The organism is Bacillus sp. ISL-18 (assembly GCF_018613415.1).
In the GTDB taxonomy this organism is placed as follows: Bacteria; Bacillota; Bacilli; order Bacillales; family Cytobacillaceae; genus Neobacillus.
Map to the genome: position 1 here is coordinate 36,204 of NZ_JAGGQG010000018.1, position 12,556 is coordinate 48,759.

11 protein-coding genes are annotated in these 12,556 nt (G+C 40.9%); 9 read left to right on the forward strand and 2 right to left on the reverse strand.

Annotation, left to right across the window (positions count from 1 at the left end):
- The 3 genes from J7E81_RS22985 to J7E81_RS22995 form a co-directional block, all read left to right on the forward strand.
- The coding region (locus J7E81_RS22985) for a hypothetical protein (RefSeq protein ID WP_215045860.1) at positions 1–549 on the forward strand (549 nt) is incomplete at its 5' end.
- 382 nt (positions 550–931) lie between these two features.
- A complete protein-coding gene (locus tag J7E81_RS22990) occupies positions 932–2,290 on the forward strand; it encodes an arsenic transporter (protein ID WP_215045862.1) in 1,359 nt (452 codons plus the stop codon).
- A gap of 149 nt (positions 2,291–2,439) precedes the next feature.
- The gene (locus J7E81_RS22995) at positions 2,440–3,945 is read left to right on the forward strand and encodes a pyruvate kinase (protein WP_215045863.1); all 1,506 of its coding nucleotides are present in this window, start codon (positions 2,440–2,442) and stop codon (positions 3,943–3,945) included.
- Between the two features lie 48 nt (positions 3,946–3,993).
- Here J7E81_RS22995 and J7E81_RS23000 read toward each other — a convergent pair whose 3' ends face one another.
- Positions 3,994–5,307: a D-serine ammonia-lyase gene (locus J7E81_RS23000; RefSeq protein WP_215045865.1), complete on the reverse strand. Its 1,314-nt coding sequence runs from the start codon at positions 5,305–5,307 to the stop codon at positions 3,994–3,996.
- 289 nt (positions 5,308–5,596) lie between these two features.
- Here J7E81_RS23000 and map point away from each other — a divergent pair, with 289 nt between their 5' ends.
- From map to J7E81_RS23030, 6 genes are all read left to right on the forward strand, one after another.
- The gene (gene map, locus J7E81_RS23005; RefSeq protein WP_215045867.1) at positions 5,597–6,337 is read left to right on the forward strand and encodes a type I methionyl aminopeptidase; all 741 of its coding nucleotides are present in this window, start codon (positions 5,597–5,599) and stop codon (positions 6,335–6,337) included.
- A gap of 270 nt (positions 6,338–6,607) precedes the next feature.
- Positions 6,608–8,086 (forward strand): SulP family inorganic anion transporter, encoded by a 1,479-nt coding sequence (locus tag J7E81_RS23010; RefSeq protein WP_215045868.1) that lies wholly within the window; start codon positions 6,608–6,610, stop codon positions 8,084–8,086.
- Positions 8,087–8,267: 181 nt separating this feature from the next.
- Positions 8,268–8,873, forward strand: coding sequence for an alpha/beta hydrolase (locus tag J7E81_RS23015; RefSeq protein WP_215045870.1), 606 nt, complete (start codon positions 8,268–8,270; stop codon positions 8,871–8,873).
- A gap of 14 nt (positions 8,874–8,887) precedes the next feature.
- Entirely contained in the window at positions 8,888–9,859 is a 972-nt protein-coding gene (locus tag J7E81_RS23020) for a ring-cleaving dioxygenase (RefSeq protein ID WP_215045872.1), read from the forward strand.
- A 91-nt stretch (positions 9,860–9,950) separates the two neighbouring features.
- Positions 9,951–10,886: an NADP-dependent oxidoreductase gene (locus J7E81_RS23025; RefSeq protein ID WP_215045874.1), complete on the forward strand. Its 936-nt coding sequence runs from the start codon at positions 9,951–9,953 to the stop codon at positions 10,884–10,886.
- 57 nt (positions 10,887–10,943) lie between these two features.
- Positions 10,944–12,032 (forward strand): PrsW family intramembrane metalloprotease, encoded by a 1,089-nt coding sequence (locus tag J7E81_RS23030; RefSeq protein ID WP_215045876.1) that lies wholly within the window; start codon positions 10,944–10,946, stop codon positions 12,030–12,032.
- A gap of 206 nt (positions 12,033–12,238) precedes the next feature.
- Here the strand turns inward: J7E81_RS23030 and J7E81_RS23035 are convergent, their stop codons facing one another.
- A complete protein-coding gene (locus J7E81_RS23035; protein ID WP_215045878.1) occupies positions 12,239–12,403 on the reverse strand; it encodes a hypothetical protein in 165 nt (54 codons plus the stop codon).
- Positions 12,404–12,556 lie beyond the last annotated feature (153 nt).

The following is a 12,556-nucleotide window of genomic DNA, read 5'->3' on the forward strand; positions in this document are numbered from 1 at the left end:
TCTAAAGGTTCAAAAGGTACTGACGGTTCTATAGGCTCAAAGGGTACTGGCGGTTCTAAAGGCTCTATGGGTTCATCCGGCAGCTATGGAACATCAGGCAGCCATGGTTCATTCTGCAGCTATGGATCTTCAGGCAGCCATGGAACATCTGGCAGCCACGGAACATCGGGCAGCCACGGAACATCGGGCAGCCATGGAACATCCGGCAGCCATGGAACATCCGGCAGCCATGGATCACAGGGCAGCAAAGGCTCAAAAGGCAGTAAGGGTTCTCAAGGCAGCAAAGGCTCAAAAGGCAGTAAGGGTTCTCAAGGCAGCAAAGGCTCAAAAGGCAGTAAGGGTTCTCAAGGCAGCAAAGGCTCAAAAGGCAGTAAGGGTTCTCAAGGCAGCAAAGGCTCAAAGGGCAGTAAGGGTTCTCAAGGCAGCAAAGGCTCAAAAGGCAGTAAGGGTTCCCAAGGCAGCAAAGGCTCTAAGGGAAGTAAAGGCTCTAAGGGAAGTAAAGGCTCAAAAGGTGCTAAAGGTCCAAAAGGCCCTAAAGGTAAGAAATAGTTGAATTTAAAAACCCGGTACTCCTACAAGTACCGGTTTTTTTTGTACTAGGAAATTTATAGATTTACCACTTTGTAGATAACTTTTTTACAGGGTTCGATACGTCCATTCACAGCGCCTAGCCCCTCAATGCAAGCAATTTTATCTCAATCTACATAAATGCCTAAATCCTATATGCAGAGTTAATGGCCTAAAAGTAATCTGCTAGGCCATTTACTTTTTAGGTACAAAAATATTTATCTAGATAAATGCTGATTTGTGTGATTACGGGATATTCGTTTAGAACAAGCCTTCTTATTAGACGTACTATATGGCAAGGACAAGAAGAGAATAAACGAAAATAATTGGAAGGAAACAAAATGAAGGGAGTAAATTAACTTTTATGTATCATCATTTGACGGTGATTGTTACGATAACAGCTTTTATTCTAACTATGGTGATGATCTTCATCCGTCCCAAAAATATGAACGAAGCGATACCAGCTACGATTGGAGCGGTTCTGGTCTTCTTGAGCGGCAGTGTGTCAACAGGTGACTTGCTTGACATTAGTTCCAAGGTAACAGGAGCTGCGATAACTATTATAGCTACGATTGTCATGGCAATCGTTCTTGAGAGCATCGGCTTTTTCAGCTGGACCGCAGCACTAATGCTTAAACTATCAAAGGGGTCTGGTTACCGCTTATATTGGAATACCTTGCTGTTATGCTTTTTAATGACATTGTTTTTTAATAACGATGGAAGTATTCTCATTACAACACCCATCCTGATTTTAATTTTAAATAATTTAAAACTAAAAAATGTACAAAAAATTCCCTTTCTTTTAAGTGGAGCTTTAATCGCCACTGCATCCAGTGCTCCGATTGGTGTAAGCAATATTGTGAATCTGATTGCATTGAAAATAATTGGAATGGACCTTTATCTTCAAACGGAAATGATGTTTGTTCCAGGAGTCTTGGGTTTACTGTTTTTAGCCTATTTGTTGTTCCTCGTTTTTAAAAAGAACATCCCATCCCAAATCCGCTTCCATTCGTACTCGATTCCCTTGCAGAAAAACCGTCCATTCCATCCTCTCCAAGAAAATTCTGAAAGCCTATTTACTCAACAGAAGAACCTAATGATGAAAATGTTATTTTTCGTTTTTATCGTAAGAATTAGTCTTTTTGCCGCCTCGTTTATCGGGGTCTCCGTTTCATTAGTAGCGGTCTGCGGCTCGTTAATTCTATTGATATGGAGATGGATGTATTTAAAAATGAGTCCAACGGATATCCTTAAAAAAATCCCTTGGCACATTTTAATTTTTGCCTTTAGCATGTATGTGATCATTTTTGGATTACACAATATTGGATTAACAGCCTATTTAATTCAAAATCTTAAACCGCTTGTACAAGACAGCTTCTTACATGCAAGCTTGACCATGGGGATTATAACAGCCTTTTTATCCAACATTTTTAACAATCATCCTGCTTTAATGGTCTCTACTTTGGCATTAACAGAAATGGGACTGGACCCCCTGATTATCAAAACGGTGTATTTAGCAAATATAATTGGAAGTGATATGGGATCCCTTATCCTGCCGATTGGAACTTTGGCAACCCTCATCTGGATGCATATTTTAAAGAAAAGCAAAATTAAGATCTCCTGGGTTGACTACATTAAAGTGACGTTAATCGTCATACCGCCAACCTTGATCTTTACTTTAATCAGTTTGTATCTATGGCTCATGCTGATTTTTGTGAAATAAGGGTATCTAAACAAGTTTGATGAGAGTTCTTTCATTCATTAAACTTGTTTTTATTTTTGCCCAAAACACCCTACACACTTTTTACAATTATGAATAGTAAATAAAGGGGAACACTTATTAAGTTCGGGAAACAAGGATGTGAAGGGGATGTGGTAGAATTCCCGCTAAACCAACAAGAATTAGCACAACGATTAGAAAATATCTATAAACAAATCATTCAATCCAGTTATCATCTGGTGGATCCACATGACTTGCAGGACGAAGCGAGGATGTGTCGGGACAATTTGATTTCGTATCTAGGACTTCGGGAACAGCACATCCTGAATTTGCGTCAAGAACTTAAGGATAAAGGGCTAGCCGATCTAATGCAATCACCTCCACACCTTTTATTTACACTAGAAAAAATATTAGGTTATTTAATGATCTCTTTACCATCGCAAAAAAATTTGCTGGTTCCCACTCCGGACGATTCAAGTAAAATCTCAACAAAACGGACGAATGAGCTTTTCGGGAACCGAATGAACCAACCAGCGATTATGGTCACAGTGGATTCTAAAGTCTTGGACAATCCGAGCCAGATAGAGGAGTTATTACGTAATGGCATGGACGTTGCTCGAATCAATTGCGCTCATGATGATCCGGATCTATGGAAAGGTCTCATTGATGCAATAAGAGATGTAGAAAAAAGTTTGAGGCTGGAAGGAAACTATCATAAAAATGATTGTAAAATCTATATGGATTTAGCAGGTCCCAAGGTGCGGGTTGGGAAACTGCCGTCTGCTCCTATTTTAGTGATGAAAGGGGATCGGCTGCGATTATATTTGAATTCCGAAGCTGGTGGGCATCCTGCTTTCGAAAATTCTCCGGCTGGCGTACCGGTTACACTGGAAAAAGCGTTTCGAAATGTTCGCGTCAACGATACTATTTTTATCGATGATGGGAAAATCCGTGGATTTGTCACACAGGTTACTAAAGAATTTGTAGAAGTAGAGATTGATTCACCAGCGCTCAAACCGATTCGGATTAAAGAAGGGAAGGGATTAAATTTACCAGATTCTCTGTTAAGTTTAAATCTTCCAGCCTTAACGGAAAAGGATTTGGCGGACATACCGTTTATTACTAAGCACGCAGATATTGTAGGAATATCCTTTGTTCACTCCCCACTTGATTTACGAAAGCTGCGGCAAGAATTAAACATACTTAATCGGACGGATATGGGTGTTGTCGCTAAAATTGAAACAAAGGATGCAGTCCACAATTTGGCGAGAATCATTCTAGAAGGATTACATTTTAAGAGATTCGGTATTATGTTGGCAAGGGGCGACTTGGCCGTTGAGGTCGGTCTAGAAAATTTATCCTATGTACAAGATGAAATTTTAACCATTTGTTCGGCCGCTTACACTCCTGTAATATGGGCAACAGGTGTACTGGAAAAGCTTACAAAAAAAGGGATCCCTACGCGTGCAGAAATGACCGATGCAGCCTATGGGACTCGTGCAAACTGCATCATGTTAAATAAAGGGGCTTTTGTTATCGATGCGGTGAAAATGTTAGTAAAAATAGTCAATACAGGGGTAGTTGATCACCCAAGACAGAAGCAGAAATTCGATTTAACTACACAATATGGAATATTTGATCCAAAAAGCAAAACATAGAAAAATGGCGTGTTTCAACGATATTGTTGACACGCCATTTCTATCAGTCTATTGATTGGAGCCTTTTTTATAATCTTGTTCCATGATCTCGTCAGGAACCATGCTCCCGCCAGTTGCCCAAACAATATGAACGGCATTTTCCATTCTTTCTAACAAATGTTCCTTTTTTAAAAATAAGCGGCCTTTCTGCGACAGTTTTACCGGGCCAATCATCCCGGCGAGAGCCGAGGGTTCTAATTTTATTTTTTCTGTATCAACTAAATCCTTTAAAAGTTTAAATAGCTCCTCATCACTGACTGTATAAGCCCCGCTTAAAATGGGCTCAAGGATCCTGCCGACGAATCCAGAAGGTCTGCCAACCGCCAGTCCATCCGCTGCGGTAACATTATCAATTCCTAAATCCTGGACGGAGATCATGTCATGGAGCCCTGTCATTAGTCCGAGTAACATGGAGGGTGAATGAGTAGGTTCAGCGAAAAAACAGTATACATGGTTTTGGAACAATTGTTTTAAACCAAATGTAATCCCGCCGGGAGCACCGCCGACACCACAAGGAAGGTAGATAAATAAGGGATGATTTTCATCCACTTTTATTTCAAGTTCTTCAAGTTGATGTTTTAACCTGATCGCCGCCACAGCATATCCAAGAAATAAATGCTTTGAGTTCTCATCGTCTACAAAGTAACAATGAGGATCTGATTCAGCCTGAATACGGCCAGAAGCCACCGCTTTGCTATAATCGGCCTCATATTCGATCACGTGGACGCCTTTACCTCTAAGCAAATCCTTTTTCCATTGTTTCGCATCAGCTGACATATGGACGGTTACCCTAAAACCTAATTTAGCACTTATAATCCCGATGCTTAATCCTAGATTACCAGTCGAACCAACCGCAATCGAATAGTTCGAGAAAAAACGCCGGAAATCTTCACTGTCTAAAATAGTATAATCATCTTCCTTGCTAAGAAGTTGATTTTCGATGGCTAAATCCTCTGCATGTTTGAGGATTTCGTAAATGCCGCCTCTTGCTTTAATCGAGCCGGAAATGGGGAGGTGGCTATCACATTTTAACCATAAATCTCCTAAAAATGGCTGAGCGTAATTCTCCGCTAATTTTTGTTTCATTGCAGGAATGGGTACCAAGTTGGATTCAATGATGCCATTGGTACCTTTGGTTTCAGGGAATACTCGAGCTATGTAGGGAGCGAATCGGTTTAATCGTTGTTCTGCGTCTTGAATATCCGCAAACGTGAGCGGAGCGTCTTCAAGGCCGTTTTGAGCCGTTTGGATAGCAGGATTGAACCAAAAAACTTCTTCGAGTGTTTTCATCTTTTCGAGAAAGATTTGTTTTTCTGATGGCATTACGGAATTCCTCCACTCATTTTTCATCATGATAAGTTAAGTTTATCACCCCTTGATGGTAAGGTGAATGGCTGAACTGAAAGAAAATTATCGGCAGTTTTCGGAAGTTTATCAGCTGTTTTGCCTTTTTCATAGCGGTTTAATCAACGGACAAAATCTCGAAGGGAAAGTCAGAATCATTTTCAAAAAAATTTGAACAATCATCCATACTTGGATTTTAGCGTAAGGACGGGTAAAATCTAAGTTATGGTGTTTTGACAACTAAATTATGTAGAATGGGGCAAGACCAATGATTGCAAAAACAGAAGAGGATTTTAACAGTTTAAAGGAAATCGGCCGAATCGTGGCATCTATTCGAGATGAATTAGTGCGAAGAGCTGTTCCAGGCGTGACTACGAAAGAGCTTGATGATCTCGCCGGTGAACTTTTTGAAAAAGAAGGTGCCATTTCCGCACCAAAAGGCGAGTATGATTTTCCGGGGTTTACATGTATCAGTGTGAATGAAGAGGTTGCACACGGTATCCCTGGAAAACGAGTCATTCAAGAAGGGGACTTAGTGAATATCGACGTTTCAGGTTCGAAAAATGGTTACTTCGCTGATACTGGTGTTTCCATTGTAGTAGGCAAAGGCGAGGAAATTCTTACGAAAATTTGTGATGTTGCCAAGGAAGCCTTTGAAGCAGGTTTAAAAAAAGTAAAACCAGGCGCTAGAATTACCGGTATGGGTAAAGTCGTTCATCAGGTTGCGAGACAAAATGGGTTAACGGTCATCATGAACCTTACCGGGCATGGTATTGGCCGGACCATTCACGAAGAACCAGAGTATATTTATAATTATAATGAAACCTCGGACCACGGGCTGCTGAAAGAGGGAATGGTCATTGCCTTTGAACCATTTATCTCTACCCATGACGAGGAAGTTTTTCAACTAGATGATGGCTGGACCTATGTGACAGAAGAGAGCTTTGTCGCACAATATGAGCATACTTTGATTGTGACCAAGGATGGTCCGATTATCTTAACTAAATAATTCATGGAAGGAGAGCGTATAAAGATGTACGCTTTCTTTTTTTGACTTTTTTTTAATAAAAACCCTCTTTTTTTAATTATTGAAATGTTGGTGATCCCACAAGGAAAATAAAGATAATGGAAGCATTCCTTAAATAACTCCGCTTACATGCGATTTCACAAAATTGTCATATTCCATTATACTTTTTCTGTTCACAACGGCCCCGACTTTCATGAGAGTTGAAAGTCAAACAAAAAAGCGGAAGCGTTATAAAAGGGAGAGGTGCTTTATTTGAAATTAAGTTCAATTAAATATTCATGGTTTGGAAACATCAAGGGGGATATCTTATCCGGGATAGTGGTGGCGATGGCCCTGATCCCAGAAGCGATTGCCTTTTCTATCATTGCCGGTGTCGATCCAATGATTGGGTTGTATGCCTCGTTTTGTATTGCTGTCACCATTTCCTTTGTGGGCGGCCGACCAGGGATGATTTCGGCAGCGACTGGAGCTACTGCTTTATTAATGACATCTCTGGTTAAAGAACATGGGTTGCAATATTTACTTGCCGCGACCATCCTGACAGGAGTCCTACAAATCATCATGGGAGCTTTAAAACTAGGCCGTTTGATGAAATTTGTCCCGCGCTCAGTGATGACGGGTTTCGTGAATGCACTTGCGATCTTAATTTTCTCAGCTCAATTAGTTCAATTCAAAGGGGCTACCTGGCAGATGTATGCAATGGTCGCTTTAGCACTTGTGATTATTTATATCCTGCCTCGTTTTACAAAAGCGGTTCCGGCTCCTTTAGTGGCCATCCTTGTGGTTACCGTTATCTCGATTATGACAGGCAGCGATGTTCGGACAGTTGGAGATTTAGGTGAATTAACCTCTACACTGCCGGTATTTTTAATTCCTGATATCCCGATTAACATGGAAACTTTACAAATTATTTTTCCTTATGCGATCTCGATTGCGATTGTAGGTTTGGTAGAAACATTATTAACCGCTACGATTGTCGATGATATGACTGATACGGAAAGTGATAAAAACAAAGAAGCCAGAGGACAAGGGATCGCCAATATTGTATCAGGTTTGTTCGGCGGTATGGCTGGATGTGCCATGATTGGACAATCTGTTATTAATGTTAAATCAGGGGGAAGAGGGCGTTTGTCTACCTTTATCGCCGGTGCATTCTTATTGACTCTTATCGTTTTACTTAAGAGTTTCCTAGTCCAAATTCCGATGGCAGCACTTGTTGCCGTTATGTTTATGGTGTCGATTGGTACTTTTGATTGGTCGTGCCTGAAGAATTTTAAGAGGGTGCCTATTACGGATTCGATTGTCATGATTATGACAGTTATTACAGTAGTTATGACAAACAACTTATCGCTGGGTGTTTTAGTAGGCGTCATCCTTAGCGCGATCTTCTTTGCTTCAAAAATTTCTAAAGTAAAAGTAACCAGTATTTCAGCAAAAGGAGCAACTAAAAAAACCTACCAGGTGACGGGCCAACTTTTCTTTGCTTCTGTCACCGATTTTATCAATGGGTTTGACTTTAAAGAAAACATAAAGGAAATTGACATCGATTTATCCAATGCGCACCTTTGGGATGATTCCGCTGTGGGGGCCATTGATAAAATCGTGATTAAGTACCATCAAAATGGTGTGAAAGTAAACCTTAAAGGGTTAAATACGGAGAGTCATAGGCTTATGAATAAAATGGCTGTTCATAACAAGCCTGGCAGTCTCGAAAAAGTGGCAAGTCATTAAACATGGCTCGTTTCCACGATTCAAAGCAACACGCTGAAAAAACTCAGCGTGTTTTTTATTTGACTATTTCAACTGGATGTATTACTATTATCTCATATTCAAGATACTTAATTTCGAAATAAAATTCGAATGATTTTTGGAAACAATAGTAGAATACGTACTTTGAAAGGAGACTTTAACAATGAAACATATTTTTCAAAAAGGAAAAAATCCAGCAAAACCAACCTTGCTTTTACTTCATGGTACCGGAGGAAATGAATTGGATCTGCTGCCACTGGCTGGAATGATTGATGATGAAGCCTCCATACTAAGTGTTCGTGGAAATGTATTAGAGAACGGTATGCCTCGCTTTTTCCGACGCCTAGCAGAAGGAGTTTTCGATGAAGAGGATCTCGTTTTCCGAACTCAAGAATTAAACGAGTTTCTTAATGAGGCAGCCCAGAAATATGAATTTGACCGGAATAATATCATTGCCATTGGCTACTCAAATGGGGCCAATATTGCGGCAAGCTTATTATTTCATTATCAGCACGCCTTAAAAGCGGCTATTCTTCATCATCCAATGGTTCCGAGGAGGGTGGAGCTTCCTGATTTAACAGGAACGAAAGTGTTTATCGCAGCAGGGACAAATGATCCGATTTGTTCACCCCTGGAATCAAAGGAACTGCAGGCATTGCTGCAAGATGCCAACGCATCGGTCGAACTTCATTGGGAAAACCGAGGCCATCAATTAACCAGAGAAGAGATAGAGGAAGCAGCGCAATGGTATAAAGGGATTGTCAGTTAAGGGAGGTTTTTGACATGCAATTATTAGGACTGCATCATGTATCGATTTTGACAGGCAAGGCTGAGAAAAATTACCAATTTTATACCAAAGTTTTAGGGATGAGATTAGTTAAGAAAACGGTCAATCAAGATAATACAGAATCATATCACCTTTTCTATGCGGATGCCGAGGGGACACCAGGTACAGAAGTTACTTTTTTTGATATTCCTGGTCTAGGCCACACTTATCGGGGAACCTCAGATATTTCTACAGTCTCCTTAAGGGTCAAAACAACAGATTCACTGTTGTTTTGGGAAGAACGGTTTAAACAACTGGGAATTGAACATGACTCCATTCAAAATCGTGCTGGCCGAGATACCCTAGCTTTCCGTGATTTTGAAGGAACTCGCTTAATTCTGGTTGCAGATAATGGCGAAAAAGGGGTACGTTCAGGGGTTCCTTGGGAACGGAGCGAGATACCAGTTGAACATGCGATTATTGGATTAGGTCCTGTAACCCTTACCATCAGCATTGCTGAACCAACAATCGGTATTCTAACAGAAGTAATGGGCTTTCGTTATGTAAGCTCCTATCCTTCTCTTGAAGGGGACTTCCCTGAGATAGTGGTTTATGCAACCGGAGAAGGTGGTGCCGGAGCGGAAGTCCATATTGAACGAAGACCGGATTTACCGCGGGCACGGATTGGACGCGGTGGTGTTCATCATGTGGCCTTCCGAGTACCAAATGAAGAAGAATACAATCAATGGGTACAACGTTTAAAGGACAACCGTATTGCTAGTTCTGGCAAGGTAGAACGTTATTATTTTAAGGCACTGTATTTTAGAGAGCCTAATGGAATACTGTTTGAACTTTCGACCGACACACCAGGATTTGCAACGGATGAGCCCATGGAAACAATGGGCCAAACCCTGGCATTACCACCATTTTTAGAACCAAGACGGGCAGAAATTGAAGCAAACTTGCGTCCTCTTGAATTGAATGATTGAATTTTTAAAAACAGGCGAGAAATTCGTCTGTTTTTATTTGTGTTAGTTGGTTAAATTAACTGTAATTAAGAATTTTATGAAGGGGTATATAATGAAAGCAATTGTTATTGAGCGATATGGCGGGAAAGAGCAATTAAAAGAAAAAGATATGGATCAGCCCATTCCTGGTGACAACCAGGTAATCGTCAAGCTTCATGCAACATCGATTAACCCCATTGACTGGAAATTACGTGAAGGCTACCTAAAAGCAATGATGCCTTTTGAATTTCCAATTATATTAGGGTGGGATGCTGCAGGTGTAATCGAGGCTGTAGGGAATAAGGTCGATCAGTTTAAACCTGGTGACCGAGTGTTTGCCCGTCCTGATACGACCAATCGGGGAACCTACGCAGAATTTACAGCAGTTGATGCCCGCCTGCTTGCTAAAATACCAGATAATATCAGCTTTGATGAAGCAGCTTGTATCCCACTGGCGGGTTTAACTGCATGGCAATGTCTATTTGATTTTGGTGAAGTCAAAAAAGGGGATAAGGTGCTCATCCATGCAGGAGCCGGGGGAGTCGGTACATTTGCCATCCAATTTGCGAAAAATGCCGGTGCCTATGTGGCCACTACTGGGGGAACCTCAAATGTTGAATTGTTAAAATCGCTTGGTGCCGATGAGGTGATTGATTATAAAAAAGAGAACTTTGAATCCGTTTTGACTGACTTTGATTTCGTTTTAGATTCTTTAGGGGGAGAAATTCAAGAAAAAAGCTTTAGTATTTTAAAAGAAGGCGGCAAATTAGCTTCGATTGTGTCAGAACCAAACCAACAAAAGGCAAAAGAAAAAGGAATTAAAGCTGGTATTGTTTGGCTAGTACCAAATGGGGAACAGTTGGCTCAAATTGGAGCATTAGTAGAGCATGAAAAAGTAAAAGTGATAATCGGGCATAAATACCCATTAACAGAAGCGGGAATAAGGGAAGCGCACGCCTTAAGTGAAACCCATCATGCGAAAGGAAAGATTGTCATTCAGATCCAGTAAGGTCCGAGTCTTTAAAGTAAAAAACAGCAGGAAGTAAACCTAGAGGGGTGAAATAATATGAACTGTCCGCAATGTGTCTACAAAAATCCAGAAGGGGTAAAATTCTGCTTAAACTGCGGTGAAAAGTTCTTTAAGAAGAATACAGAAGAGGATGATAACAGCTTATTTTATGAGTTTGCCCATTATGTAGATATGGTTCCGAGATTTGAACGCTCGGTTGAGCCCAAATTTCAAAACGTCTTTTCGCGTGTTTTCCGAAATCATAGTGAACTAGAGGCAGAGAGGCTATTTATCGTTGGCACTGCACTTACCACACCAAAAATAACGGAAGTGACCGATACTTGGCCAAAGCCTTGGCTTTTTGCCAGGGTATTCGTTTTTGCGATCATTGCATTCGTCGGCTTGTTTATAGGCGTTGCATATTTCCGAAATGTGAACTTTATCCCTGGACTTATCATTGTCGGTGCTTTTGCTGTGCCCTTGACTACGTTAATCTTCTTTTGGGAAATGAATGCTCCACAAAATATTGCCTTTTATCGAATTATCTATGTTGTGTTTATTGGTGGGATTCTCTCCATGTTAGTAGCCCTCGTATTTTTTGATATTCTAAGGCATACGATTAATCCGATTACAATTGGAATTGCAGAAGAGCTTGCCAAAGCGATAACAGTCATCAGTTTCGTTCGATACCGCAAATACCGGTTTATCCTTAATGGACTTCTAATTGGTGCTGCCGTCGGGGCAGGTTTTGCCGCTTTTGAAACAGCGGGATATGCCCTAAGAGCGATGTTATCTGGGGACGCTAAAAATCTATATATCACCATGCTTTGGCGCGGTATTTTGGCTCCCGGCGGACATGTAGCCTGGGCTGCATTGACAGGTGCTGCCTTCTGTAGAGTCCAAGGCGATCAGCCCTTTACGTTCAGCATGTTAGTTAAGTTTAAATTTTTACGTGTCTTTTTCTTAGTAGTTTTAATGCATGCTCTTTGGGATACGCCAATAACAGGGATGTTCCCGTTTGGGCAGATTTTCTTGATGATCTCTTCTTGGGTCGTAGTTTTCCTGCTGATTCGCGCAGGTCTTAAAGAAATTGGTAATAAAAAAATGATCTCAAAAACTCCCTATCCGATCATGGAGGAGACGTAAGAACAAAAGCGCAAGCGCCTTGGTTAGCCCCGACAAGCATAAGACGAGCCGGCTGAAAGGTTGCTCTTTAACCTTTTGGACGGATTGGCTTATGACCTCGAGGGGCTAGGCGCTGGAGCTGGACGTATCTAACCCTGTAAAAAGATATCCACAAGTAGTAAATCTATAATTTCCTAGAACACAAAAAAACCAGCAAACGCTGGTTTTTAGTTTGTGGCCTGAATATGATTTGGTTCTGTTTCCTTTGGCGCGGGAATAAAGGAAGAATTGATCACTTCACCCGATTTTTTGCTTTTCTCAAGAAAATGAGCATAACTTACCTCGAAGAAACTAGGATGCTTATTCCATTCCTTTTTTGGCATCGTTAACACAAAGGATCCATCCTGTTTTGGGATCGAGATGGAATACTTGATCCCTTTCTCAACATTGACCCCCGTTAATTAGAACAGCAATCATAACCTAGATAGGAATCTTACATAATTTCCTTTAAGTGGGGAAAAATAGTAAAAGTGAAATTTACAGGA

Excerpts from the sequence above, each read along its gene's own strand:
- J7E81_RS22990 (WP_215045862.1), top strand. The coding sequence starts at position 932 with ATGTATCATCATTTGACGGTGATTGTTACGATAACAGCTTTTATTCTA.
- J7E81_RS23000 (WP_215045865.1), bottom strand. The coding sequence starts at position 5,307 with ATGCCATCAGAAAAACAAATCTTTCTCGAAAAGATGAAAACACTCGAA.
- map (WP_215045867.1), top strand. The coding sequence starts at position 5,597 with ATGATTGCAAAAACAGAAGAGGATTTTAACAGTTTAAAGGAAATCGGC.
- J7E81_RS23015 (WP_215045870.1), top strand. The coding sequence starts at position 8,268 with ATGAAACATATTTTTCAAAAAGGAAAAAATCCAGCAAAACCAACCTTG.
- J7E81_RS23020 (WP_215045872.1), top strand. The coding sequence starts at position 8,888 with ATGCAATTATTAGGACTGCATCATGTATCGATTTTGACAGGCAAGGCT.
- J7E81_RS23025 (WP_215045874.1), top strand. The coding sequence starts at position 9,951 with ATGAAAGCAATTGTTATTGAGCGATATGGCGGGAAAGAGCAATTAAAA.
- J7E81_RS23030 (WP_215045876.1), top strand. The coding sequence starts at position 10,944 with ATGAACTGTCCGCAATGTGTCTACAAAAATCCAGAAGGGGTAAAATTC.